Annotated in this window: 23 protein-coding genes; 18 read left to right on the top strand and 5 right to left on the bottom strand. The window is 65.1% G+C overall.

Features of this window, described 5'->3' with window-relative positions; genetic code table 11:
• Positions 1–111 precede the first annotated feature (111 nt).
• Entirely contained in the window at positions 112–1269 is a 1158-nt protein-coding gene (locus AC0L3X_RS07075) for a GGDEF domain-containing protein (protein ID WP_283018523.1), read from the top strand.
• 253 nt (positions 1270–1522) lie between these two features.
• A complete protein-coding gene (locus AC0L3X_RS07080) occupies positions 1523–3445 on the top strand; it encodes an alkyl/aryl-sulfatase (protein WP_063984832.1) in 1923 nt (640 codons plus the stop codon).
• Between the two features lie 177 nt (positions 3446–3622).
• Here AC0L3X_RS07080 and AC0L3X_RS07085 read toward each other — a convergent pair whose 3' ends face one another.
• Positions 3623–4693 (bottom strand): glycosyltransferase family 4 protein, encoded by a 1071-nt coding sequence (locus AC0L3X_RS07085; RefSeq protein WP_063984831.1) that lies wholly within the window; start codon positions 4691–4693, stop codon positions 3623–3625.
• Positions 4694–4965: 272 nt separating this feature from the next.
• Here AC0L3X_RS07085 and AC0L3X_RS07090 point away from each other — a divergent pair, with 272 nt between their 5' ends.
• The 4 genes from AC0L3X_RS07090 to AC0L3X_RS07105 are packed head-to-tail and all read left to right on the top strand — an operon-like array spanning position 4966 to position 10886.
• Positions 4966–6729 carry an ABC transporter ATP-binding protein gene (locus AC0L3X_RS07090; RefSeq protein ID WP_028150105.1) on the top strand — a complete coding sequence of 588 codons (1764 nt, stop codon included), beginning with the start codon at positions 4966–4968 and terminating at the stop codon, positions 6727–6729.
• A 59-nt stretch (positions 6730–6788) separates the two neighbouring features.
• On the top strand, positions 6789–8993 hold the full coding sequence (locus AC0L3X_RS07095) for an amylo-alpha-1,6-glucosidase (protein WP_063986577.1): 2205 nt from the start codon (positions 6789–6791) through the stop codon (positions 8991–8993).
• Positions 8994–9015: 22 nt separating this feature from the next.
• A complete protein-coding gene (locus AC0L3X_RS07100) occupies positions 9016–9549 on the top strand; it encodes a PRC-barrel domain-containing protein (RefSeq protein ID WP_063984830.1) in 534 nt (177 codons plus the stop codon).
• A gap of 23 nt (positions 9550–9572) precedes the next feature.
• Positions 9573–10886, top strand: a complete 1314-nt coding sequence (locus tag AC0L3X_RS07105) for an MFS transporter (protein WP_063984829.1) — start codon at positions 9573–9575, stop codon at positions 10884–10886.
• A 42-nt stretch (positions 10887–10928) separates the two neighbouring features.
• Here the strand turns inward: AC0L3X_RS07105 and AC0L3X_RS07110 are convergent, their stop codons facing one another.
• The 4 genes from AC0L3X_RS07110 to fixL form a co-directional block, all read right to left on the bottom strand.
• Entirely contained in the window at positions 10929–11627 is a 699-nt protein-coding gene (locus tag AC0L3X_RS07110) for a helix-turn-helix domain-containing protein (RefSeq protein ID WP_063986576.1), read from the bottom strand.
• Between the two features lie 103 nt (positions 11628–11730).
• A complete protein-coding gene (locus tag AC0L3X_RS07115; protein ID WP_063984828.1) occupies positions 11731–12153 on the bottom strand; it encodes a response regulator in 423 nt (140 codons plus the stop codon).
• 43 nt (positions 12154–12196) lie between these two features.
• Positions 12197–12814: a response regulator FixJ gene (gene fixJ, locus AC0L3X_RS07120; protein ID WP_063984827.1), complete on the bottom strand. Its 618-nt coding sequence runs from the start codon at positions 12812–12814 to the stop codon at positions 12197–12199.
• Positions 12815–12817: 3 nt separating this feature from the next.
• Positions 12818–14335: a sensor protein FixL gene (gene fixL / locus AC0L3X_RS07125; RefSeq protein ID WP_063986575.1), complete on the bottom strand. Its 1518-nt coding sequence runs from the start codon at positions 14333–14335 to the stop codon at positions 12818–12820.
• A gap of 207 nt (positions 14336–14542) precedes the next feature.
• On the opposite strand from fixL, the gene AC0L3X_RS07130 reads away from it, so the two are divergent.
• The 12 genes from AC0L3X_RS07130 to AC0L3X_RS07185 all read left to right on the top strand — a co-directional run bounded on the left by AC0L3X_RS07130 (position 14543) and on the right by AC0L3X_RS07185 (position 26344).
• On the top strand, positions 14543–15376 hold the full coding sequence (locus tag AC0L3X_RS07130; RefSeq protein ID WP_231144398.1) for a universal stress protein: 834 nt from the start codon (positions 14543–14545) through the stop codon (positions 15374–15376).
• 39 nt (positions 15377–15415) lie between these two features.
• The gene (locus AC0L3X_RS07135; protein ID WP_063984825.1) at positions 15416–15841 is read left to right on the top strand and encodes a CBS domain-containing protein; all 426 of its coding nucleotides are present in this window, start codon (positions 15416–15418) and stop codon (positions 15839–15841) included.
• 301 nt (positions 15842–16142) lie between these two features.
• Entirely contained in the window at positions 16143–17792 is a 1650-nt protein-coding gene (gene ccoN, locus AC0L3X_RS07140) for a cytochrome-c oxidase, cbb3-type subunit I (RefSeq protein ID WP_063984824.1), read from the top strand.
• 10 nt (positions 17793–17802) lie between these two features.
• Positions 17803–18537 (top strand): cytochrome-c oxidase, cbb3-type subunit II, encoded by a 735-nt coding sequence (gene ccoO / locus AC0L3X_RS07145; protein ID WP_014497065.1) that lies wholly within the window; start codon positions 17803–17805, stop codon positions 18535–18537.
• A gap of 13 nt (positions 18538–18550) precedes the next feature.
• Positions 18551–18715 carry a CcoQ/FixQ family Cbb3-type cytochrome c oxidase assembly chaperone gene (locus AC0L3X_RS07150; RefSeq protein ID WP_014497064.1) on the top strand — a complete coding sequence of 55 codons (165 nt, stop codon included), beginning with the start codon at positions 18551–18553 and terminating at the stop codon, positions 18713–18715.
• A gap of 6 nt (positions 18716–18721) precedes the next feature.
• Positions 18722–19597 (top strand): cytochrome-c oxidase, cbb3-type subunit III, encoded by an 876-nt coding sequence (gene ccoP, locus AC0L3X_RS07155; protein WP_063984823.1) that lies wholly within the window; start codon positions 18722–18724, stop codon positions 19595–19597.
• A 112-nt stretch (positions 19598–19709) separates the two neighbouring features.
• On the top strand, positions 19710–21176 hold the full coding sequence (ccoG, locus tag AC0L3X_RS07160) for a cytochrome c oxidase accessory protein CcoG (RefSeq protein ID WP_063984822.1): 1467 nt from the start codon (positions 19710–19712) through the stop codon (positions 21174–21176).
• A gap of 15 nt (positions 21177–21191) precedes the next feature.
• Positions 21192–21677 carry a FixH family protein gene (locus AC0L3X_RS07165; RefSeq protein ID WP_063984821.1) on the top strand — a complete coding sequence of 162 codons (486 nt, stop codon included), beginning with the start codon at positions 21192–21194 and terminating at the stop codon, positions 21675–21677.
• Between the two features lie 11 nt (positions 21678–21688).
• On the top strand, positions 21689–23878 hold the full coding sequence (locus tag AC0L3X_RS07170) for a cation-translocating P-type ATPase (protein WP_063984820.1): 2190 nt from the start codon (positions 21689–21691) through the stop codon (positions 23876–23878).
• Positions 23878–24045 carry a cbb3-type cytochrome oxidase assembly protein CcoS gene (gene ccoS, locus AC0L3X_RS07175; RefSeq protein ID WP_063984819.1) on the top strand — a complete coding sequence of 56 codons (168 nt, stop codon included), beginning with the start codon at positions 23878–23880 and terminating at the stop codon, positions 24043–24045. Before AC0L3X_RS07170 ends, ccoS begins: the two co-directional genes overlap by 1 nt.
• 128 nt (positions 24046–24173) lie before the next feature.
• On the top strand, positions 24174–25316 hold the full coding sequence (locus AC0L3X_RS07180) for a patatin-like phospholipase family protein (RefSeq protein WP_063984818.1): 1143 nt from the start codon (positions 24174–24176) through the stop codon (positions 25314–25316).
• 77 nt (positions 25317–25393) lie between these two features.
• Positions 25394–26344: an oxygenase MpaB family protein gene (locus tag AC0L3X_RS07185; protein WP_063984817.1), complete on the top strand. Its 951-nt coding sequence runs from the start codon at positions 25394–25396 to the stop codon at positions 26342–26344.
• Positions 26345–26362 lie beyond the last annotated feature (18 nt).

Raw genomic sequence — 26362 nt, forward strand, 5'->3', positions numbered from 1 at the left:
GGGCGGGACATGGCTAACGCGCGGTAAACACGCGCGCTCAAATGCCATCGCTGTGCTGGGAACCCATTTTTACGGGTCTGCGGTAGAAGCATGCCAGCGGATGGGGCTGGCATGTTCTTCAACAGAATGGAATCCGGACGGGCGTCGATTTCCGACCCCGTCTATATGGAAGTCATCACGGGTCTTCACGGCACGACGATGCCCACCGTTCTCGCGGCCGCCTGCCAGGCGATGGTCGGTGCGATTACGACCTACGAGACCGGCGACATGGTGACGGCCGGCCTGTCGGTCGCCGGTGTCGTGGTGGCCATTGTCCGCCTGTTCGAAATCTTCGCCTTCCGTCGCCGCCTCGCGTATCCGCCGCAGCTCGGTCGAGCCGAAGCCGTGCTCTGGGAGCGGCGCTATGTTGCAGGCACCGTCGTCACTGCCCTGGTGCTTGGCGTGTTTGCCGCGCGCAGCATCGTGCTGGGTGACGCGCTCTGTTCCGTGATGGCGATCGGCATCGGCTTCGGCTTTGGCGCCGGCGTGGTGGCGCGGCTGGCGCTGCGTCCCGTCGCGGCGCTGCTCGATCTCGTCGCGATCGCCGCGCCTGCCGCGATCGTGACCTTCATGCAACCTGATCTGCGTCACGTCGGGCTCGGGCTCCTCATCCTGATGTATGTGGTCGCGAGCTTCGAGATGGTGCGGCTGAGCTTCAACGCCTCGATCAACCAGATCACGCTCAAGCGGCAGTTCGAGCAGCTGTCGCGCCTGGACCCGATGACCGGCGTGTCCAATCGTTCGGTGCTGGCCACGGACCTGCCGCAGATGCTGGCGGCCGGGATGATTGCCGTTCATACGCTCGACCTCGACCGCTTCAAGGAGGCGAACGACCGGTTCGGCCATCCCGTCGGTGACGCACTGCTGAAGCAGGTCGCCGGGCGGCTCAAGGCGCTCGCCGCGCAGGATGACCTCGTGGTCCGGATGGGCGGCGACGAGTTCGTCCTGGTGCAGCGTGCGGCGGCTGATGCGGAAGCGATGGCGCAGCGCATCGTGCAGTCGATCAGCGCGCCCTATGATATCGACGGACAAATGATCGAGCTCGGCGTCAGCGTCGGCGTCGCCGTCGCGCCGGACGACGGGCGCACCGCGGAAGCGCTGCTGTCGCGCTCCGACAAGGCGCTCTATCGGGCCAAGCAGGAACGCGGCGGTTATGTGCTGGCGCGGGATTTGCGGATGGCGGATGCGAGCGCATCGGGCCAGATCTTGGCGGAAGAGCTCGCTGCGTAAGCCACGCGAACGGTGCACCCTCTACCCTTGTGGGAGAGGGTGGCTCGCCGCGCAGCGGCGAGGCGGGTGAGGGGTTTCTCTCCGCACAAACAGTCTTGCGGGCGGAGATATACCCCTCATCCGGCGCTTCGCGCCACCTTCTCCCACAAGGGGAGAAGGGAAGAGGCATCTCGCTCGATTTCGGCAGTCTCCTCCGATAGCAATCACCCGCGAGATGCGGTTAGATGCTCGCACAGGCCGGGAGGAAACAAGAATGACCAGCAACGAGCCGAAGGACGCAACACCCTCCGTCATCGCGCAGCAAGCAACGATGCTGAATGCGCTGCCGTTTTCCGACACGCGGGATTTCGACGACGCCGCGCGTGGCTTCCTTGGTACGATCGAAAATGCGGAGATCGCCAACCCGCAGGGGCGGACGGTGTGGAGCCTGAAGCCCTATGGCTTCCTCTCCAGCGAGACGGCGCCGCCGACCGTCAATCCGAGCTTGTGGCGACAGGCGCGGCTCAACATGCATCACGGCCTGTTCGAGGTGGTGCCCGGGGTCTACCAGGTGCGCGGGCTCGACATCGCCAACATGACGCTGATCGAGGGCGACAGCGGTGTCATCGTGGTGGACACGCTGACGTCGATCGAGGGCGCACGTGCCGCGCTCGATCTCTATTACAGGCATCGTGGCCAGAAGCCGGTGGCCGCCGTCATTTTCACCCACACCCATACCGACCATTGGGGTGGCGCGCGCGGCGTGCTGGAGGAGGACGCGCTGGCAACCGGCGCCGTGCCGATCATCGCGCCGAACCTGTTCATGGAGCATGCCGTCTCCGAGAACATCATCGCGGGGCCGGCGATGCTGCGGCGGGCACAATACCAGTTCGGGCCGTTCCTCGCCAAAGGCGTGCGGGGGCAGGTCGACAACGGGCTCGGCAAGTCGATGGCGGCGGGCGCCGTGGCACTGCTGCGTCCGGCAGACCTGATCATGGCAACCGGCGACAGGCGGGTGATCGACGGCGTCGAATTCGAATTCCAGATGGCGCCGAACAGCGAAGCGCCGGCGGAGATGCACTTCTTCATCCCGCGCTACAAGCTGCTGAACCTCGCCGAGAACTGCACGCACAATTTCCACAATCTGCTGCCGTTCCGCGGCGCCGATGTGCGCGATGCGCTGGCCTGGTCGAAGTATCTCAACGAGGCCTTGCGGCTCTGGGACGGCAAGGCAGAGGCGATGTGCGGACAGCATCACTGGCCGGTGTGGGGCCGCGAGCGGATCGGAACGATGATCCGGCAGCAGCGCGATCTCTACAAGTTCGCGCATGACCAGACCATCCGCCTGATGAACCACGGCCTCACCGCAGCCGAGATCGCCGAGACGATCCAGTTGCCGAAGAGCCTGGAGGGCGCCTGGCACGGCCGCGGTTATTACGGCCATATCCGGCATAACGTGAAGGCGATCTACCAGAAGTATCTCGGCTGGTACGATGCCAACCCGGTCAATCTCGATCCGCTGCCGCCGGTGGAATCCGGCAAGAAGTATGTCGAGTACATGGGCGGCGCCGAGGCCATCCTCGCGCGCGCGCGCAAGGACTTCGACAAAGGCGAGTTTCGCTTTGTCGCGCAGGCGCTCGGCCATGTCGTCTTCGCGGAGCCGGAGAATGAAGCGGCGCGTGCGTTGCTCGCGGATACGCTCGAGCAGCTCGGTTATGCCGCCGAGAGCTCGACCTGGCGCAACGCCTATCTGTTCGGCGCGCAGGAGCTGCGTCAGGGCATGCCGAAGACCCCGCCGCGTCCGCCGATGCCGCGCGAGACGCTGGCGGCGCTACGCACCGAGCAGCTCTGGGACGTGCTCGGCATTCGGCTCAACGGCCCCAAGGCCGAGGGCAAGCACATCGTGCTGAACTGGAGCTTTTCCGATACCGGCGAGATCTTCGTGCTCAACCTGGAGAATTGCGCGCTGACTTATACGGAGGGCGTGCAGGCGGAAGGCGCGGACGCCAGTTTCACGCTCGCGCGCGCAACGCTCGATGAGGTCATCGCGAAACTGACGAGCTTTCCGGAAGCGGTCGCCGCCGGCAAGATCAAGCTCGCGGGCAACCCGATACGGCTTGCCGAGCTGATGGGCCTGATGGACGAATTCCCGCGCATGTTCGAGATCGTCGAGCCGAAGCGGGCGGTGGTGAGTTAGGGCACCGCTCGCCTCGTTCTTGCTGGCATCGCCCTCCGCACTCTCGCTGTCATCGCCCGGCTTGACCGGGCGATCCAGTATTCCAGAGACCGCAGTGCTTGAGCCGAGAAGCCGCGGAGTACTGGATGCCCCGGTCAAGCCGGGGCATGACAGTGTGTCGTGAGGTGAAAGCGGCCCTTACTCCGCGCTGCTCACCAGCTTGATCCGCGGCGCCTGCGCTTCCGTCAGGCTGCGATAGGCCGCGAGATAATCCAGCGCCATCCGCCGCGCCGTAAAGCGCTTCTCGAACTGCTTGCGGATGGCCGCGCGATCGAGTTGCGGCAGGCGCTTGACGACGCCGGCGGCGCTGATGATGTCCTCGACCACGAAGCCGGTGAGGCCCTCATCGATGATCTCGGGCACCGAGCCGCGGTTGAAGGCGACGACCGGCGTGCCGCAAGCCATCGCTTCGATCATCACGAGACCGAACGGCTCCGGCCAGTCGATCGGCAGCAGGAGGCCGAGCGCGCCGCTCAGGAAGTCGGATTTCTCGTGGTCACCGATCTCGCCGATGAAGTCGACCAGCGGATTGTTCTGGATCATCGGCTTGATCAGTTCGTCGTAATAGTCCTGGTCGGCGCGATCGACCTTGGCCGCGATCTTCAGCGGGATGCCGCAATGCATCGCGATCTTGATGGCGCGGTCAACGCCCTTCTCTGGCGCGATGCGGCCGAGCACGGCGAGATATTCCTGCTTCGCCGGCTTCGGCGTCAGCAAGGTCTCCGGCAGGCCGTGTTGGATCGTCGTCACCCAGTTCGCCTGCGGCACCGGCCTGCGCTGCGCGTTCGAGATCGAGATGACAGGCATTTTCGAGAAGGTGTTGAACACGGGCTGATGCTCCGGCAGGTCGAGCCGGCCGTGCAGCGTGGTCACGAACGGGGTCGGCTGCCGGTGGAACAGGGACCATGGATAGTAGTCGAGATGGAAGTGGAGGAAGTCGAACTCCTCGTCGTCACATTTCTGCCGCACGCGCTCCAGGAGCACCATATGCAGCGCGTTGGGATCACGCACGGAACCGTCGAGGCGAAGCGCCCGCGGCCAAAGTGCGTCCAGCTTCGCCGACGTCTGCGAGTCACCGCTGGCGAACAGCGTGACATCGTGTCCAAGGGCAACCAACTCCTCCGTCAACCAGTGCACCACCCGCTCGGTGCCGCCATACAGCTTGGGTGGAACAGCCTCAGTCAACGGAGCTACCTGCGCGATGCGCATCTCGCCATCTCCTCTGTGATCATGGAAGTAAAACCCCCGCCGTGTCTCGGCACCGGCATGCCAGACGAGGGAACGTTCTCGCAATTGCGAAGTTCCTTCAACGAACGTTACTTCTTCGACACACTTCAGTCGGCCGCGATGCTGCCATCTCCTCTTCTCACATCGTCCGCATCCGCATGTCGTGATGGCCCGGCCCGGGAACCGAGGCGAAGCGGTCGATGTTCAATCGGCTAATAGAAAAATCGAAATCAATACGACGGGGTCGCAGTCACATGGATCATCTTTCTGGTTACGCGCGCAGGCCATTTGCCTTTGTCTTGCGCTATCTGCGACGACGGCCGGCATCGCATCTCGTGATCCTGACCGCTGTCGTTGCAGCCGTTGCCTGTTCCGTGGGCACGCAATACGGCGTCAAATCCCTGGTCGACAGCCTGTCCGCGGGAACTTCGCACGGTGGCAGCGTATGGCTGGCATTCATTTTACTCATGTCGCTGATCGCTGCCGATAATTTCCTGTGGCGGATCGCGAGCTGGACCGCGAGCTTCACCTTCGTTCGTGTCACGGGCGATTTACGCCGTGACATATTTCGTCATCTAACCGGACACGCGCCGAGCTATTTCTCGGATCGCATGCCGGGCATGCTGACGAGCCGTATCACCGCGACCTCAAACGCGGTGTTCACGGTCGAGAACATGTTCGTCTGGAATGTGTTGCCGCCGTGCATCGCCACAATTGCGGCCATCGGGCTGATTGGAACCGTCAGTCCCTATATGGCACTCGGCCTGATCGTGGTCGCGGGCGGTATGGTGATAGCGATGTTCCATTTGGCCGCAGCCGGCAAGCCGTTGCATGACGACTTTGCCGACAAGGCCGCCGTCGTCGACGGCGAGATGATCGACGTCATCAGCAACATGCCGCTGGTCCGCGCCTTCTGCGGCATCGGCCATGAGCACGAGCGGTTCGACGCGACGGTGAACCGGGAACTGACCGCGCGCGGCCGTAGCCTGCGTTATCTGGAAAAGCTGCGGCTCACGCATGCCGGCGTGACGGTCGTCCTGACGGTTGCGCTGATGGCCTGGGCGATCACGCTCTGGCAGCAGGGCGAGGCGACCACCGGCGATGTCGTGCTGGTCTGTACGCTCGGCCTCTCCATTCTCAACGCGACGCGCGACCTCGCGGTGGCGCTGGTCGATGTCACCCAGCACGTCGCGCGCCTGACCGAGGCGATCGCGACCTTGCTCGTGCCGCATGAATTGCGCGATCATCCCGAGGCCGAGCCGCTGATGAAGAGCGGCGCCGCGATCGCGTACAACAACGTCACCTTCGGCTATCCCGGCGGCGAAAAAATCTTTGAACGGTTCAGCCTGCGGCTTCAGCCCGGCCAGCGCGTCGGCCTGGTCGGCCAGTCGGGCGGAGGGAAATCGACCCTGTTCACGTTGCTGCAGCGGTTCTACGATGTCGATGAAGGCAGCGTGACCGTCGATGGCCAGGATATTTCCAAGGTGACCCAGCTGAGCCTGCGTGAGGCCATCTCGGTCGTGCCGCAGGATATCTCGCTGTTCCACCGCTCCATCCGCGAGAACATCCGCTACGGCCGTCCGAACGCGACCGACGACGAGGTGCTGCGCGCGGCGATCGCGGCGCGCTGCGATTTCATCGACAGCCTGCCGGAAGGTCTCGACACCATGGTCGGCGACCGCGGTGTCAAGATGTCCGGCGGCCAGCGCCAGCGCATCGCGATCGCGCGTGCCTTCCTGAAGGACGCGCCGATCCTGCTGCTGGACGAAGCGACCGCCGCGCTCGACAGCGAATCCGAGGAGGCGATCCGCGAGGCGCTGTCGCGCCTGATGCGCGGCCGTACCGTGATCGCGATCGCGCACCGGCTGGCGACGCTGCGCAATTTCGATCGCGTCCTGGTGCTGAAGAATGGCAAGATCATCGAGGACGGCGCGCCCGACCGCCTGATGCAGGGCCACGGCCCCTACCGTGAGCTGGTGACGCAGGAGATGAGCCGGCTGGCGAAGTTCGCCGCGTAAGTCCAACAGTTGCGTTTGCGTTGGTCGCGTTCGAAAAACTGGCCGCAGGGGAGCAGCTCATGGCAGCCGAAGCCGTAACCCAGATCATCTCGGTAACGCAGACGGAGGAGGCCGTCGCGGAGCAGGCGTTCTACATTCCGATGACGGGGCCCGCCGCGCGGCCCCGTCGGTCGCTCAAGCACGACGACACCTTCATCGTGCTGGACAGCCATGGTGACATCGGCGCCTCCGCGGGCGGGCCGGACGGCCTGTTCAACTGCGACACGCGCTATCTGGCGCGGCTGGAGCTCGTGCTCGACGATCTCCAGCCGCTGCTGCTCGGCTCGAATCTTCGCGATGACAATTCGGCCCTGACCGTCGATCTCACCAATCCCGATATCTATCGCCAGGGCCGCATCGTGCTGCAGAAGGACCTGCTGCACATCGTGCGCACGATCTTCCTGTGGCGCGGCACGGCCTATCAGCGCATCGGCGTGCAGAACCATGGCGACCGTCGCGCCAGCCCGGAGCTGACGCTGCTGTTCGACAGCGACTTTGCCGATCTGTTCGAGGTGCGCGGCGAGCGGCGCCCGCACCGCGGGACCGGCACCAGCAAGTTGCTCGGGCCGACCGACGTGCTGTTCCACTATCGCGGGCTTGACGATGCCGTGCGTACCACCGGCCTGCATTTCGACCCGCGTCCGACGCGGCTGTCGGTGAATGCCGCGACCTGGCAGCTCGACCTGGACCCGCACCAGTCGAAATCCCTTTTCGTGGCGGTGTCCTGCAACCGGCCGATCGCGGAGAAGCCCGCGCGCTTCTTCAGGGGCCTGCTCGCCCATCGCCGCGAGATGCGCCAGTCAACGAAGGGCATGGCCAGCATCGAGACGTCGAACAACATCTTCAACGAGGTGCTGTGCCAGGCCATGGCCGACCTCAACATGCTCATGACGGAGACGCCGCAGGGGCGTTATCCCTATGCCGGCATTCCCTGGTACTCGACGACGTTCGGCCGCGACGGCCTGATCACCGCGCTCCAGATGCTGTGGATCGATCCGCGGGTCGCGAAGGGCGTGCTGCGGCGGCTCGCGCATTTTCAGGCAGAGACGGTCGATCCGCTGAACGATGCGGCGCCCGGAAAAATCCTGCACGAGATGCGTGGCGGCGAGATGGCTGCGCTCCGCGAGGTGCCGTTCGCGCAATATTACGGCAGCGTGGATTCGACCGCCTTGTTCGTGCTGCTCGCCGGAAGCTATTTCGAGCGCACCGGCGACGAAAAGACCCTGACCGAGCTGTGGCCGGCGATCGAGGCGGGGCTGGCCTGGATCGACGGCCCGGGCGACCCCGACAGGGACGGCTTCGTCGAATACCAGCGCGCCACCGAAAAGGGCCTCGCCAACCAGGGCTGGAAGGACTCGTATGACGCGATCTTCCATGCCGATGGCCAGCTTGCGGAAGGCAATCTCGCCCTTGCCGAGGTGCAGGGTTACGTCTTTGCCGCCAAGCAGCTCGCCGCACGTTGCGCGTTGCGGCTCGGCAAGCCGGACCTCGCCAAAAAGCTCGAGACCGAGGCCAAGGCGCTGGCCGAGCGGTTCGAGAAGGCATTCTGGTGCGAGGAGCTCGGTACCTATGCGCTCGCGCTCGACGGCAAGAAGCGGCCCTGCAAGGTGCGGACATCCAACGCCGGGCAGGTGCTGTTCAGCGGCATGATCCGCGAGGACCGCGCACGTCTCGTCGCCGCCGATCTGATGGCGCCGCACTTCTTCTCGGGCTGGGGCATCCGCACGGTCGCGCAAGGCGAGGTGCGCTACAATCCGATGTCCTATCATGACGGCTCGATCTGGCCGCACGACAATGCGCTGATCGCGCTCGGGCTCGCGCGCTACGGCCTCAAGCATTCGGTGGCGCATGTCTTCAAGGGCTTGTTCGACGCGGCGACATACATGGACCTGCGGCGGCTGCCCGAATTGTTCTGCGGCTTCCGGCGCGAGAAGCGGCGCGGCCCGACGCTCTATCCGGTCGCCTGCGCGCCGCAGGCCTGGGCCAGCGCGACGCCATTCACGCTGCTGGAGGCAGCGCTCGGCATCGAGTTCGACGTCGCGCGCGGCGAGATTCGCCTGCGCAATCCGCATCTGCCGGCGTTCCTGAACGAGGTGATCCTGCGCGATCTGCGATTGGGCAATTCCAGCGTGGATCTGCGCGTCAGTCGTCACGGCGACGACGTCGCGCTGGAGGTCTTGCGCACGCGCGGCCAGATCCAGGTCTCGATCGTGCTGGCACGCTAGCGGCGCCTGCGAGGAGGGTTTTATGCGTACCGCCGGATGGTTGGTTCTGAGCGCAGCGATCGTCGCGGGATTGACGGTCGCCGCATCGCGTGCCGCGGAGGAACCGCCCGCGGGCCCAACGACGCCCCCCAGCGAAGCGAACGCGCCGGCCGCGGTGCAGCCGTCGACCTCCACCGTGCCGGTCACGCCGAAGGACGCCGCGCCGCCGCCGTCCGTGACCATCATCGGTGCGAGCGACGCCCATGGCGTGCTCGGCCGTGACGTGCGCAGCGCAGCCGACGAGGACATGGGCCGCATCGTCGACATCATCGTCGACCGCGCCGGCCGCGTGCGCGCCGCCGTGATTGATTTCGGCGGTTTCCTCGGCGTCGGTAGCCGCAAGATCGTGGTGGACTGGAACGCGATGCGGTTCGGCAAGATTGCCAACAAGAAGGACAGCATCACACTGGAATTGACCAAGGCGCAGGTCGCAGCCGCGCCGGAATACAAGGAAGACACGCCGATGGTGGTGCTCGGCGCGTCCGGCAGCCTGCAGCCGCTGCAAGCGATTCAGTGAGGCGCGGGGAGGGATGGCCGCCGGTGCTGTTGTCGAGGACGCCGAACCACGCAGATCGCGATAGCCGCGTTGAACGGTACAACGTTGCCGCGCCGCCGCCTGCGGGCCTTCCGGCGCCGTCGCGCCAGAGCCTGCGCGGCCTCGACTGGTTCATCTTCTTCCTCGCCGACGTGCAGACCGGGTTCGGCCCCTTCATCGCGGTCTACCTCACGACGCAGAAATGGACCCAGGTCGAGATCGGCCTCGTGCTGTCGATCGGTGGCATCGTCGCGCTGATCGGACAGATGCCCGGTGGCGCGATCATCGATGCCGCGAAGTCCGAGCGGCTGGTCGCAGCGCTTGCGATAGCGACCATCGGCTTCTGCGCGCTCGCCTATGCGGCGATGCCGATCTTCCCCGTGGTGGTTGCTGCGGCCACGCTGCATGCGGCGGCGAGCTGCGTGCTGGGGCCGGCGATCGCGGCGATCAGCCTCGGCCTGGTCGGTCCGCTTGCGATCGGCGAGCGGCTCGGCCGCAATGCGCGCTTTGCGTCCCTCGGCAACGGCGTCGCCGCCGCCGTGATGGGCACGGCCGGCTATCTCCTGTCGAGCCGCTCGGTGTTCCTCGTCACCTTCCTGCTCGCGATTCCGACCCTGATCGCGCTGTCGCGCATCCGCGAGGAGGAAGTGGACATCGCGCGCTGTCACGGCGAGATGCCGCGCGAGGCGCCGGTTCCAGGCGACACCAATCTCTGGCACCTGATCCGGCAACGCCCGCTCATCGTCTTCGCGCTGAGCGTGCTGCTGCTGCAATTGGCGAACGCCGCGATGATGCCGCTGATGGCGAGCGCGGTGACGGCGCGGTCGAGCCAGTGGGCAACCGTGCTCGTCGCCTTCTGCATCGTCGTGCCGCAGGCGATTGTGGCGCTGCTGTCGCCGACGGTCGGGCGCAAGGCGCAGCTCTGGGGCCGGCGCCCGCTGCTGCTGATCGGATTCGCTGCGCTGACGATCCGGGGCCTTCTGTTTGCGACCGTGCGCGATCCCTATCTGCTGGTCGCGGTGCAGGTGTTCGACGGCATCACGGCGGCGGTGTTCGCGGTGATGATCCCGCTGATCGTGGCCGACGTCGCCTTCGGCAGCGGCCATTTCAATCTGGCGCAAGGCATTGTCGGGACCGCGACCGGCATCGGGGCGTCCTTGAGCACGGCGCTTGGCGGCTATGTCAGCGACAAGTTCGGCAATGCCACCGCCTTCATCGGGCTGTCCGGCGTCGCCGCGACCGGGCTTTTGCTGATCCTCTTTGTGATGCCGGAAACCCGGCGCACCGGCATGATCGCGCCGAAAAAATTGGCCGGCTGAACGAATTCAGCCGGCCAAAGCGGGTGGGGAGGAAGACAGAAATCAGGCGTCGAGATTGTGCAGGCGCTGACGGTTGCGCAGCACGATCTGGCGGGCGCCGGAAAATCCCAAAATACCCTGGGCATGAAGCTGCGACAGCGCGCGCGACACGGTCTCCAGCGTGAGGCCGAGATAGTCGCCGATGTCGCGGCGGCACATCGGCAGTGCCATCATGCCGGCTACCGCAAGGCGGCGGTCCATCTCGAGCAGGAAGGTTGCAACGCGCTCCATCGCGGTCTTGCGTCCGAGCAGCAGCATGTGGTCCTCGGCGTGACGTAGTTCGCCGGCGGTCATGGCCCAGAGCTTGCGCGCGACCTGCACATCGGTGCTGGCGGCCTTCTCCAGGCTCGCGCGCTTCACCAGGCGCACGGTCGTGTCGATGATGGCTTCAGCGGCGAGGCGGTGGCTCGGACCGGATTCAAGGCCGAACACGTCACCGGGAAGATGGAAGGAGCCGATCTGGCGGCGGCCGTCGGAGAGCAGCTTGTAGCTGCGCACCGCGCCGGTGATGACCTGGTAGACATATTCGGCCGGCTCGTCCTCGCCGTAGATCTCCTCGTCCTTGCGGTAGGAGAACTCCGTGGCGACGAGGCCGACATGGCCGGCGATCGCGCCGAACTGGTCGGAGACGGGATGGGCAGGAGCAATCTTGCCACGAATTTGCGTGTTGATCGCCTGGGTGTTGAGCGTCTCGGTCAGCATCTGCGCCATCTCCGTTGTGATGACGCTTTGGTACGCGGGTTCGGGCGCTTCGAAAATTTCGCGAGATATCTTAAGGGAGGTTACCTACGTAGAACCCCGTAGGTCAGTTGCCGCGGCCGCCCTGGATGGCGTGGCGGATGGACTTGACCAGGGTTTCGTCGAGAAGCGGCTTCAAAATCACGTCCTTGACGCCTGCTGCGGCCGCCCGGGCCGAGATATTCCCATCGGGATAGCCGGTGATCAGGATCACGGGCGTGCCCTCGTCGGACTGGCGCAACCGGCCGGCCAGCTCGATGCCGTTGATGTCGGGCATCTTGTAATCGATCACGTAGCAGTCCGCGCCGGGCGCGCCGCTGGCATTCAGCAGCGCCGTGGCATTCCTGAAGGTCCGCACGGCAAAGCCGTCGGTTTCCAGCAGGAATTGCAGGGATCCCAGCACGGCGGCATCGTCGTCGACCACGTAGACGGTGGGCTTTGCGGATGACGTCACTGGAAGCCGCTGTTGGTGCGAGCCGATCTCGATCATCCCCTTTGGCTAGCACGGCCCGGGAGAATGATTTTGACCTGCCTCAATCCTTCAGCATCCCGGCGCGCATCGCCAGCCGGACCAGCTCCGAGAGGCTGTTCGCCTGCATCTTGGTCATGACGTTGGCCCGGTAGACCTCGATGGTGCGGGGGCTGATGTCGTATTCACGGGCGATCAGCTTGTTGGAGAGGCCCGCGATCAGCCCTTCCATGACCTGGCGCTCGCGCGGGCTGAGGGAGGCGACGCGGGCGGCGATGTCCTGCGAGATCGCCTCGTTCTTCGCCGCCGGCTCGGCCTGGCGGATCGCCGTCTCGATCATGGTGATGAGGCGGTCGTCCTCGAACGGCTTCTCGAGAAAGTCGACCGCCCCCAACTTCATCGCCTCGACCGCGAGCGGCACGTCGCCATGACCGGTCATGATCAGGATCGGGAACGGGCTTTGCTGCGCCTTCATCCGCTTCAACAGCTCGATCCCGTCGATTCCAGGCATGCGCACGTCGGAGACGACGCAGCCGAAGGCAAGGCCGGGCAGGACATCGAGGAAGGCTTGCGCATCGTCAAACAGGGTGACGCCGAAGCCGGAGGAATCCAGCAGGAAGTTCAGCGAGTCCCGCATAGCCTCGTCGTCATCGATGATGTAGACATGTCCCTTGGTCGTCATGGATCAATTCTCATCGGCTGCCGGGAGAGTGAAGCGGAATGTCGCGCCGCCTGATGGGTTGCTCTCGGCCCACATGCGTCCGCCGTGAGCCTCGATGATCGAGCGGCTGATGGACAGTCCCACGCCCATGCCGGTTTCCTTGGTGGTGAAGAAGGTCTGGAACAGGTTGGGAATGACGTCGCCCTGGAAGCCGGAGCCGGTGTCGGACACCTCGACCTCGATCATGTCGTCACCGACGCGGGTGTTGGCGACGACGAGCTCGCGCTGCGGCGACTGCGCCATCGCTTCCAGCGCGTTGCGGAACAGATTGACCAGCACCTGCTGGATCTGCACGCGGTCGGCGAGCACGAGATCGGCGTCGGGATCGAGGCTGAAGCGGAGCTGCACGTTCTGCTCGCGCGCGCCGGCAAGCCCGAGCGCGCCGGCCTCCTCGATCAGCTTGGACAGGCTCTCGACCCGCTTCTCGGACTCGCCGCGGGAGACGAAGTCGCGCAGGCGGCGGATGATCTGGCCGGCGCGCAAGGCCTGCTCCGCGGCGCGATCCATCGCACTTTCGATCTTCGGCGTGTTGGGATCGGTGCTGCCGGCCAGCAGCCGCCGCGATCCCTTCATGTAATTGCTGATCGCCGCCAGCGGCTGGTTGATCTCGTGGGCAAGCGCCGAGGCCATCTCGCCCATCGCGGTCAGCCGCGAAACGTGGACGAGCTCGGACTGCAATTCCTGGAGCCGCGCCTGGGTCTGCTGGTGCTCGGTGAGGTCGCGGACGAAGCCGGTGAAATAGGGCTCGCCGCCGGACTGCATCTCGCCGATCGACAGGTGCATCGGAAAGGTCGTGCCGTCGCGGCGCTTGCCGGTCACGATGCGGCCGATGCCGATGATGTGCGGATCGTTCGTGCTGCGATAGCGCGCGATGTAGCTGTCGTGGCGGGTGCGGTCGGGCTCCGGCATCAGGATGCTGACGTTCTGGCCGATCGCCTCCTGCTCGGACCAGCCGAACAGGCGCTCGGCGGCGGTGCTGAACAGTTGCATGATGCCGCGGCCGTCGATGACGATCATGGCGTCGGGAATGGTGTGAAGGATCGAGCGGAGGTGGGTCTCACGCGTGCGCAGGGCTTCCTCGACCTGCTTCTCCTCGTCGATATCGAGGAAGATGCCGCTGAGATGGCGCGCGACGCCGGATTCGTCTCGAATCAATCCGGCGCGCGCCCTGATCCATTTGCCGCGGCCGGAATTGGCGGAAATCCTGAAGGAGACGTCGAAACCGCCGCCATGCTCGGAGACCTGCTTGATCGCGTTCTCGACGCGCGCGCGGTCACCGGGCTCGAGGCGCGACAGGAAGAGGTCGTAACTTGCCGGCTGGCCCCGCTCGATACCGAGCAGCATCCTCGCGGTTTCCGACCACTCCAGTTCGCGCGTCGCGAGGTCGAGATCCCAGGTGCCGACGCCGAATCCCTCGATCCGGACCCGGAAATGCTCGCCGCGACTGTCGTCTGGCGGATGCGTTACGCGGGTCGGCGACAATCGATGACTCCCATCTTCGCGCGGCGGGCGTGGTGCCGCGAACATGACCGCAATTTCGCCCATGGACCGGCCCGAGGCAAGTTCGGATGTCTGATTCCATTGGCGGATTTCCCGCAAGGTCGCGCCCGGCGATTTGATCTACCTCATCCTGCCCCGTCACGGCGAGGCTAGATTTCGCGCCAGTTCATAGCTGAGCGGAGAATCCCAATGACTTACGCGACCGTGATGGTCAGCCTGGCGCTCGACCAGTCCAACGAGGCGCGCCTTCAGGTCGCGGGCGAACTCGCCGAGCGATTCGAGGCGGCCATTATCGGGGTTGCCGCAGGGCAGTTCGCGCCGCCGCTCTATTTCACCGACGGCGCTGAAGCCCAGAGCCTGATCGATCAGGAGGAAGCCTCCATCAGGAAGCGCCTTGCCGATCTGGAGGCGCAATTCCGCGCCGCCACCAAGGCGCGCGGCGGCCGCGTGGAGTGGCGCGGCGCCATGGATTTTCCGACCCGTTTCGTGCTGGCGCAGGCACGATGTGCCGACATCATCGTCAGCGGCGGCCAGAGCCCGGCCTTCTCCGATGCGTTCGCGCTCGCGAGCCCCAAGGACCTGGTGATGCAGGCCGGCCGCCCGCTTCTCGTCGTTCCCGACAAGGTCAACTGGCTCGACCTGCGCAGCGTGCTGGTGGCGTGGAAGGACACGCCGGAGGCGCGGCGCGCGGTGGCCGACGCGCTGCCGCTGCTGCGCAAGGCGAGGGACGTCACCATCGTCGAAATCCCGGAGCGCGACGACGACCGTTCGGCGGTGATGGCCGGCGTCACCGACGTTGCCGCCTGGCTCGCCCGTCACGGCGTCACCGCGAGCGCACGCGTCTCGGAGGCCGTGCGGAACGCAACCGCTGCCGCGCAGTTGGAGCAGGTCGCCGGCGACCTTGGGGCCGGCCTGATCGTGGCGGGCGCCTATGGTCATTCGCGCTTTCGCGAGCTGATCCTCGGCGGCGTCACCGAATATCTGGTCACCCAATCCGCCCGCAGCGTGCTGCTGTCGCACTGACGGCCGCCCGGCCCAAAAGCTAATCGAGGAGGACGCGCCGTGTACAAATTTCTTGAAGAGACCGTCGACAGCTACATGACGCGCAACGTCACGACGGTGCGGCGCGACCACGACCTGCTCGCGCTTAGCGAGATGTTCGAGCGTGATGATTTCAACTCCTATCCGGTCGAGGACGACGGGCAGGTGGTCGGCATCGTTACCAAGTTCGACATCCTGAAGTGTTTCGCGTTCTCGCCGAGCCAGATGCTGCCGCACTATCGCGACCTGATGAGCCGCAGGATCGGCGACGTCATGACGCCCGAGTTCATCTATGTCAGCCCCGACACGCGGCTGACGCGCGTGCTCCAGATCATGGTCGAGCACCGCATCAGGAGCATCATCGTGCTCGACGGCGCGGAAAAGCTGGTCGGAATCATCGCCCGCGAGGACGTCATCAAGGCGCTCAAGGCGACGGCGCGGGAGTGACTCCTTCCTTCTCCCCTCATGTCCGCCGAAGCCTTGGCGAAGGCGGATGTGGGAGAAGGTGGCGCGAAGCGCCGGATGAGGGGTTCTCTCCACCGAAAGACTCTCCGTGCGGAGCCAACCCCTCACCCAAGTGAGTGCGCGGCACCGTCCTCGCTGCCCTCTCCCATAAGGGGAGAGGGCACTTCAACTGGCGGGCGCCGCATCACTCACCCGAATAGAAATCCACCTGTCTTGATTTCAATCAATTCGCCGCGAGGTCGAATGTGGTTTCTGGCGGCGTGTTCTTTCAGAGAGAATCCGCATGAGCCAGCCCTCCATCTCCAAATCCATGACCATCGGTGAAAGCGGCCTGGCCATCGTGTTCGCAGTCACCGCCTTCCTTTGCGTGATCGCCTCGGCCAAGGCGCTCGATTCGGCCTTTGCCTTCCATGCCGCGCTCAGCGCAGCGGCGAGCTTGGCTGTGGTCTTTGGCATCATCAACCGCTACTTCGATCGTCCGGCGGCGCTGCCGCCGGCGGAGATCAACGGCCGCCCCAACTACAATATGGGTCCGATCAAGTTCACCGCCGTCATGGCGATGTTCTGGGGCATTGCCGGCTTCCTCGTTGGCCTCATCATCGCCTCGCAGCTGGCGTGGCCCGCATTGAACTTCGATCTGCCCTGGACCAGCTTCGGCCGGCTGCGTCCGCTGCACACCTCCGCGGTGATCTTCGCCTTCGGCGGCAACGTGCTGATCGGCACGTCGCTCTATGTCGTGCAGAAGTCCTGCCGGGTGCGCCTTGCGGGCGACCTCGCGCCCTGGTTCGTCGTGATCGGCTACAATTTCTTCATCCTGGTCGCCGGCACCGGCTATCTGCTCGGTGTCACCCAGTCGAAGGAATATGCCGAGCCGGAATGGTATGCCGACCTCTGGCTCACCATCGTCTGGGTCGCCTATCTGCTGGTCTTCCTTGCCACGATCATCAAGCGCAAGGAGCCGCACATCTTCGTCGCGAACTGGTTCTATCTCGCCTTCATCGTGACGATCGCGGTCCTGCATCTCGGCAACAATCCCGCGCTCCCCGTCTCGGTGTTCGGCTCGAAATCCTACGTCGCCTGGGGCGGCATCCAGGACGCGATGTTCCAGTGGTGGTACGGCCACAACGCGGTCGGCTTCTTCCTGACTGCCGGCTTCCTCGCCATCATGTACTACTTCATCCCGAAGCGCGCGGAGCGGCCGATCTATTCCTACCGGCTGTCGATCATCCACTTCTGGGCGCTGATCTTCCTCTACATCTGGGCCGGCCCGCACCATCTGCACTACACGGCGCTGCCCGACTGGACGCAGACGCTCGGCATGACCTTTTCGATCATGCTGTGGATGCCCTCCTGGGGCGGCATGATCAACGGCCTGATGACGCTGTCGGGCGCCTGGGACAAGCTGCGCACCGATCCCGTGCTGCGCATGCTCGTGGTCTCCGTCGCCTTCTACGGCATGTCGACCTTCGAAGGCCCGATGATGTCGATCAAGGTGGTGAACTCGCTCAGCCACTACACCGACTGGACCATCGGCCACGTGCATTCCGGCGCGCTCGGCTGGGTCGGCTTCGTCTCCTTCGGCGCGCTCTACTGCCTGGTGCCGTGGATATGGAATCGCAAGGGCCTCTACAGCCTGAAGCTCGTCAACTGGCACTTCTGGATCGCGACCCTCGGCATCGTCCTCTACATCTCGGCGATGTGGGTGTCCGGCATCCTGCAAGGCCTGATGTGGCGCGCCTACACCTCGCTCGGCTTCCTCGAATATTCCTTCATCGAGAGCGTCGAGGCGATGCATCCCTTCTACATCATCCGCGCCGCCGGCGGCGGGCTGTTCCTGATCGGCGCGCTGATCATGGCCTACAATCTCTGGATGACCGTTCGCGTCGGCGAAGTGGAAGTCCAGATGCCCGTCGCGCTTCAGCCGGCGGAATGAGGAGCTTTCCATGTCGTTCTGGACACGCCATCAAATCTTTGAAAAGAACTCGATCGTCCTGATCGTCGGCATTTTGCTGGTGATCGCGATCGGCGGTCTCGTCGAGATCACTCCGCTGTTCTACCTCAAGAGCACGATCGAGGCGGTCGACGGCGTCAGGCCCTACACGCCGCTGGAGCTCGCGGGGCGCAACGTCTATGTCCGCGAAGGCTGCTATCTCTGCCATTCGCAGATGATCCGCCCGCTGCGCGACGAGGTCGAGCGCTACGGCCACTTCTCGCTCGCCGCCGAGAGCATGTACGACCACCCGTTCCAGTGGGGCTCGAAGCGCACCGGTCCCGATCTCGCCCGCGTCGGCGCCAAATATTCCGACGACTGGCACGTGACCCATCTGACCAACCCGCGCGCAATCGTGCCGCAGTCGGTGATGCCGGGCTATCCGTTCCTGAGCCAGACCGAGGTCGATCCCGATACGATCGCCGACCACATGAAGACGCTCAAGGCCATCGGCACGCCCTACACCGACGACCAGATCGCAAACGCAGGCGCCGATCTGAAGGCCCAGGCCGATCCCGACAATGCCGGCTCAGACGCCTTCGGGAAGCGCTACGCCAAGGCCGTCGTGCGCAATTTCGACGGCAAGGCCGGCACGCCGACCGAGATGGACGCGCTGATCGCCTATCTGCAGATGCTCGGCACGCTGGTCGACTTCAAGCTCTACAACGAGAAAGCAAATCTTCGCTGAGAAGGCATCACCGATGAAAGCCATCCTGACACTCGACAATCTCGCGTCCGGTCTGGTGACCACGATCTGGACGCCGGTGTTCGTCGCGATCTTTCTCGCGATCATCGCCTACGCATTATGGCCCCGCAACAAGGCCGCTTTCGACGAAGCGGCGCGCCTGCCGTTGCGGGAGGAGTAAGAGATCATGACCGAACATCATGGCGACATCGATTCCGTCACCGGCAAGTCCACGACCGGACATGAGTGGGACGGCATCAAGGAGCTCAACACGCCGCTGCCGCGCTGGTGGGTGATCTCATTCTACCTCACCATCGTCTGGGCGATCGGCTACTGGATCGTCTATCCGGCCTGGCCGCTGATCTCCAGCAATACCACGGGCCTGTTCGGCTATTCCTCGCGCGCCGACGTCGCGGTGGAGCTCGCCAACCTCGAGAAGATCCGGGGTGACAGGATGGCGGCGCTAGGCGCGGCTTCGCTCGCCGACATCGAGAAGGACCCGGCCTTGCTGGCGCTTGCGCGAGCCAAGGGCAAGACCGTGTTCGGCGACAATTGCGCGCCATGCCACGGCTCCGGCGGCGCCGGCGCAAAGGGCTTTCCGAATCTCAACGACGACGACTGGCTGTGGGGCGGCACGCTCGACCAGATCATGCAGACCATCCAGTTCGGCGCGCGTTCCGGCCATGCCAAGGCGCATGAGGGCCAGATGCTCGCCTTTGGCAAGGACGGCGTGCTGAAGCCGGAAGAGATCGTCACGGTCGCCAATTACGTGCGGTCGCTGTCGGGCCTCTCGACCCGCAAGGGCTTTGATGCCGCCAAGGGTGAGAAGATCTTTGCCGAGAATTGCGTCGCCTGTCACGGTGACGGCGGCAAGGGCAACCCCGAGATGGGCGCCCCGAATCTGACCGACAAGATCTGGCTCTACGGCTCGGACGAAGCGAGCCTGATCGAGACCATCAGCCTGGGCCGTGCCGGTGTGATGCCGGCCTGGGAAGGGCGGCTCGATCCTGCCACCATCAAGGCGATGGCGGTCTACGTCCACTCGCTGGGCGGTGGCAAATAGCCTGCTCGCGACAAGCGGGGGCGAACAAAAGTGTCCCCGCTTGAGCTGGATCAACTGACGCGCTCGCGCCGGGTCTAGGTTTAATCGCACCTTTTCGAGAAGCTTCTTGGCGATGAACAAGACCGTGAACCCGAACGACCTCACATCGAACGATGACAATGGGCCGCTCTACGTAGCCCAGAAGAAGGTGTATCCCCAGAGCGTCTCCGGCACGTTCCGCCGAATCAAATGGGGGCTGATGGCGTTCTGCCTCGGCGTCTACTACTTCCTGCCGTTCGTGCGCTGGAATCGCGGCATCGGTGCTCCGAGCCAGGCGGTGCTGATCGATCTTCCCAACAGCCGCTTCTACTTCTTCTTCATCGAGTTGTGGCCGCAGGAAATCTACTACTTCACCGGCCTGCTGATCGTCGCCGCGGTGGCGCTGTTTCTGATGAACTCAGTCGGCGGCCGCATCTGGTGCGGCTATCTCTGCCCGCAGACCGTGTGGACCGATCTGTTCTATGCGGTCGAGCGGCTGGTCGAAGGCGACCGGCGCGAGCGAATGAAGAAGGACAAGTCGTCCGATCCGATGAAGCTGGAGCGCATCTCCGAGATCGTGCTCAAGCATTCGATCTGGCTCCTGATCGCCTGGTGGACCGGCGGCGCCTGGGTGCTCTATTTCAACGACGCGCCGACGCTGGTGAAGGAGCTCGTCACCTTCCAGGCGCCGATGATCGCCTATATCTGGATCGGCATCCTGACGGCGACGACCTATGTGCTCGCCGGCTTCATGCGCGAGCAGGTCTGCACCTATATGTGCCCGTGGCCGCGCATCCAGGCCGCGCTCACCGACGAATGGGCGCTCAACGTCACCTATCGCTACGACCGCGGCGAGAAGCGCACTTCGGTGAAGAAGGCAATCGAGCTGCGCGCGCTCGGCGAACACGTCGGCGACTGCGTCGACTGCTATCAATGCGTCGCGGTCTGCCCGACCGGCATCGACATCCGCAACGGGCCGCAGCTCGAATGCATCCAGTGCGGACTCTGCATCGACGCCTGCGACAACGTGATGACCAAGATCGGCCGGCCGAAGCGGCTGATCGGCTACGACAACGACATCAACATCCAGCGCCGCCAGGAAGGCAAGGCGCCGGTCTACCGCATCGTCCGGGCCCGCACCGTCGCCTACAGCGCGATCATCGCGGCGGTCGGCGGCATCATGATCTACACGCTCGCGACCCGTAGCCTGCTCGACGTCAACGTGCTGCACGACCGCAACCCGGTCGCGGTCAGGCTCAGCGATGGCTCGATCCGCAATGCCTATACGGTGCGGCTCTTGAACAAGAGCGGCTATGACCGCGTCATCGCGATCGACGCCAACGGTCCGGCCAATCTGACCACGCATGTCGTCGGCATCGATTCCGTGACGCCGGATAGGCCGATGATCGTGATCCCGCGCGACTCCACCAGCGAGCTGCGCCTGCTCGTCACTGCGCCGGCGGAAAGCAATCCGGAAAAGTCGGTTCCTGTTCGCTTCCACGTCACCGACATCGGGCTGGGCGAGGTCGCCACCGCCACCGACAATTTCGTCTCGCCCTAGGATCAGGAGACTGCCATGGCCACCAAGCCGCTGACCGGAACAAAAGTGTTCCTGATGCTGGTCGCCTTCTTCGGGCTCGTGATCGGCGTCAACGTGACCATGATGAAGCTCGCGATCGCGACGCTGCCCGGCACCGACGTCGACAGCCCCTATGCCGCTGGCCTCACTTATGATCGCGAGATCTCGGCGGCGCAGGACCAGGCCGCGCGCAAATGGCAGGTCAGCGCCCATATCGAGCGCCGCGCCGATGGTGCGGCTACGCTGCAGGTCGACGCGCGCGACGCAAAAGGCCAGCCGATGAGCGGGTTGAAATTCGGCGGCCGCCTGGAGCGGCCGACCGACAAGCGCGCCGATCTCCAGGTCGAGCTCTCGGAGGCCGACATCGGCATCTACCGCGGCAATGCCGCGTCGGTTGCGCCGGGGCAGTGGGATCTCGTGATCGAAGGCGAGGCGCGAGGAACACGCGTGTTCATGTCGCGCAACCGCGTGATCCTGAACTGAGGGAATTCGTCATGCAGGTCACGCGGGATTTTTCGCATTACGTCCGGGCCGCGGGCGAGGGTATCAAGCACATCGATCTCGCGGTCGAGGGCGTTCACTGCGCCGGCTGCATGGCCAAGATCGAGCGCGGATTGTCGGCCATCCCCGACGTCACGCTGGCGCGCGTGAATCTCACCGACCGCCGCGTCGCGCTGGAATGGAAGCAGGGCACGCTCGACCCGGCCCGCTTCATCGATCGGCTCGAGGAACTCGGCTACAAGGCCTATCCTTACGAGACCGAGAGTGCGGAAGCGACGGAAGTTGCGGAATCGCGCTTCCTGCTGCGCTGCCTCGGCGTCGCCGCGTTCGCCACCATGAACGTGATGATGCTGTCGATCCCGGTCTGGTCCGGCAACGTCTCGGACATGCTGCCGGAGCAGCGCGACTTTTTCCACTGGCTGTCGGCGCTGATCGCGCTGCCGGCGGCGGCCTATGCCGGCCAGCCGTTCTTCCGCTCGGCCTGGCGCGCACTGTCGGCCAAGACCACCAACATGGACGTGCCGATCTCGATCGGGGTGTGCCTTGCGCTCGGCATGTCCGTGGTCGAGACCATCCATCACGCCGAGCACGCCTATTTCGACGCGGCGATCATGCTGCTCACGTTTCTTTTGGTCGGCCGCTTCCTCGACCAGAACATGCGGCGGCGGACCCGCGCGGTCGCCGGCAATCTCGCCGCGCTGAAGGCGGAGACGGCGGCCAAGTTCGTCGGGCCCGACGAGATTTCGCAGGTGCCGGTCGCGGCGATCCATCCCGGCGACATCGTGCTGCTCCGGCCCGGCGAGCGTTGCGCGGTCGACGGCACCGTGATCGAGGGACGCTCCGAGATCGACCAGAGCCTGATCACCGGTGAGACGCTGTATGTCACGGCGGAGCAGGGCACGGCGGCCTATGCGGGCTCCATGAACATCTCCGGCACGCTGCGGGTGCGGGTCTCGGCGGCGTCGGAGGCGACGCTGCTCGCCGAGATCACGCGGCTGCTCGACAACGCGCTGCAGGCACGCTCGCGCTACATGCGGCTCGCAGATCGCGCCTCGCGGCTCTACGCGCCAGTCGTGCATGCGACCGCGCTGATCACCATTTTGGGCTGGGTCATCGCGGGCGCCGGCTGGCACGATGCGATCGTGACCGGCGTGGCCGTGCTGATCATCACCTGTCCCTGCGCGCTCGGGCTCGCGATCCCGACCGTGCAGACGGTGGCCTCGGGCGCGATGTTCAAAGCTGGCGTGCTGCTCAATTCCGGCGACGCCATCGAGCGGCTCGCCGAGGCCGACCACGTCATCTTCGACAAGACCGGCACGCTGACGCTGCCCGATCTCGAAGTGATGAACGCGGCCGATATTCCCGCCGACATTTTTGCACTTGCCGGGCGGCTCGCGCTGTCGAGCCACCATCCCGTTGCCGCCGCCGTCGCGCAGGCCGCCGGTGCAAGGTCGCCGATCGTTGGCGCGGTCGAGGAGGCCGGGCAGGGCGTGCGCGCTGTGGTGGACGGTGTCGAGCTTCGCCTAGGCCGTCCGTCCTTTTGCGGCGCCGAGGCGATGGTCGGCGGGGCAACGCTCGATCCTGAGGCCTCCATCGTGGCTTTCAGCAAGGGCAACGAGAAGTTCATCCTCTCGGTGCGCCAGGGCCTGCGGCCGGACGCGCAGGCCGTGATCGCGGCGTTGAGGGCGCGCAATATTGGCATCGAGATTCTCTCCGGCGACCGCGAGCCCGCGGTGATCGCGGCGGCCCATGCGCTGGGCATCGCCGAATGGCGCGCCGGCGTCACGCCGGCCGACAAGATCGCACGGATCGAGGAACTGAAGCGGCGCGGCGCCAAAGTGCTGATGGTCGGCGACGGCATGAACGACGCGCCCTCGCTGGCGGCGGCCCATGTCTCGATGTCGCCGATCTCGGCCGCGCATCTCAGCCAGGCGACCGCCGATCTCGTCTTCCTCGGCCGGCCGCTGGTGCCTGTCGTCGCCGCGATCGACGCCTCCCGCAAGGCGCTGTATCTGATGCGGCAGAACCTCTGGCTGGCGATCGGCTATAACGTCCTCGCCGTGCCGGTGGCAATCAGCGGCGTAGTGACGCCCCTGATTGCGGCGGCAGCCATGAGCGGATCCTCGATCCTGGTGATGCTGAATTCGTTGCGCGCGCGCGGAGCTGCGCGGGAGATCGTGTGATGGAAATCCTGGTCATCCTGGTGCCGCTGGCGCTGATGCTCGGAGGCGCCGGCCTCGTCGCCTTCCTCTGGTCGCTGCGGAGCGGCCAATATGACGATCTCGACGGCGCGGCCTGGCGCGCCATCGCCGACGACGAGCCGCCGCAGGACGCCCCAGCCAAGCGTTAACCGTTGGTTCCGCGCTGCCCTTTTCGGACATGGTCGCTGGACGGCCGGCGGTCGCCGGGCGTAACAATGCCGGAGGATTTTGCGTAGAAGCGACGGGGCAGGCTCTCCGGAGCAGGAGCGTGACGAGCATGCAGAAAAATGTCGGAGTGTGCGGGGCTAACGATCTGCCGGGACAGGTCGTGCTGGTGCTGCAAGGCGGCGGTGCGCTCGGCTCCTACCAGGCGGGCGTCTACCAGGCCCTGCACGAGGCCGGGATCGAGCCGGACTGGGTCATCGGCACCTCGATCGGCGCCATCAACGGGAGCCTGATCGCCGGTAATGCGCCGGAAAACAGGCTCGCGCGCCTGAAGGAGTTCTGGAAGCGGATGGAGCAGAATCCGGTCTGGGCTCTGGGTGGCGCCTTTCCCGACTTCAGCGAGAAGCTCGCCTATTTGTCGACTGTCACCAACGGCATTCCCGGCTTCTTCCGGCCCAACCCGCTGGCGCATGCGGGAGATTCCTTTCCACTCGGCGCCGATCACGCCGGCTTCTATTCGACCGCGCCACTGGAGAAGACGCTGAGCGAGCTGGTCGATTTCGATCTGGCCAATCGCTGCGCGCCGCGACTGACGGTCGGTGCGGCTCATGTCGGCACCAGCGAAATGCGCTATTTCGACAGCCGCGACGGCGAGCTGACGGTGAAGCATGTCATGGCTTCGGGCGCGCTGCCGCCGGCCTTCCCGGCGGTGCGCATCGATGGCGAGCTGTATTGGGACGGCGGCATCCTGTCGAACACGCCGACGGAGGCCGTATTCGACGACAATCCACGCAGGGATTCGCTGATTTTCTCCGTGCATCTGTGGAATTCCGTCGGCGCCGAGCCGACCACGATGGCGGAGGTCTTGAACCGCCATAAGGACGTGCAGTACTCCAGCCGCATCGCGAGCCAGATCGTGCGGCAGCAGCAGGCCCATCGCCTGCGCCACGTCATCAACCAGCTTGCCGCGCGGTTGCCCGAGAGCGAGCGCAACGATCCCGCGGTGAGGGAATTGATGAGCTACGGCTGTCCGACCCGCATGCATGTGGTGCGGCTGCTGGCGCCGCAACTCGATCGCGAAACCCATACCAAGGATATCGATTTCAGTCCGTCAGGCATTACGCGGCGCTGGCATGCGGGCTACGCCCACACGAGATCGGTGCTGGCGCGAAAGCCGTGGATCGGTGAATTCGATCCGCTTGCCGGCGTGGTGCTGCACGAGCATATGGACGAGATGCCGATGGCGGCGGAGTAGGGCCGCGTCCGCTTTCATCGAATTGCCGCAGGCCCTGCGGATTGTCGGTCGTCGTCCGCTTTTGAGAGGCCTTGCAGTTGGTATCCGGGAACGATCTGGAATTGGCCCTCGATCAGGTCCGCGCCGACGCCGCGGGACCGGTTGCCGGCGTGTTCGGCCCTGACACGGTGACCTGGCAGATCGACCGGGAGGCCGTCATCTTTCTCGGCGCCGGCCGCGCGCTGTTGTTGCAGCTGGCGCATCCCTGGGTCGCTGCCGCCATCGCGGAGCATTCACGAACGCTTGCCGATCCGATCGGTCGCTTCCATCGCACCTTCGACATCGTCTTTGCGATGGTGTTCGGCTCGCTCGACCGGGCGCAGTTGTCGTCCCGGCAATTGCATCGGCGCCACAGCATGATCGTCGGCGCGATGCCCGAGGCCGTCGGTCCGTTCGCGGCAGGCTCGCGCTACTGCGCCAACGACATTCCGTCGTTGCGCTGGGTTCATGCGACGCTGGTCGAGACCGCGGTGATGGCGCATGAGCTGGTCCTGCCGCCGCTCTCGGCGGAGGAGCGCGAGCGCTACTGGAGCGAGAGCCGGATGTTCGGCGCCTTGTTCGGATTGACGGCCGACGATTTGCCCGCGGACTGGTCCGGCTTTGCGGCCTACACCGCGGCGATGGCGCAGTCGGACACGCTGACCGTCAGCCCGGCGGCGCGCGAGATCGCCGCGCAGATCCTTGGCGGCGCCCGTCCGTGGCTGCGGCCACCGCGATGGTATCGCGCGCTCACGGCGAGTTTGTTGCCGGAGCGGCTGCGAGCGGGCTTCGGGTTTGAATTCGAGGAGCGCGACAAGAGGGCAGCCGACAACGCGCTGAAATGGATGAGGCGCGTGTATCCGAAACTGCCGGACCGGCTGCGCTATGTCGGTCCATACCAGGAAGCGCAGGCGCGGCTGCGGGGCGAGCCGCAGCCCGACTGGATGACACGGTGTCTCAATCGCGCCTGGATCGGGCGGCCGCAAATGGATGTGCGCGGGAAGGGGTGAGGTTCTCCACTCTTAGGG

This window comes from Bradyrhizobium sp. MI1.7 (genome assembly GCF_055811795.1).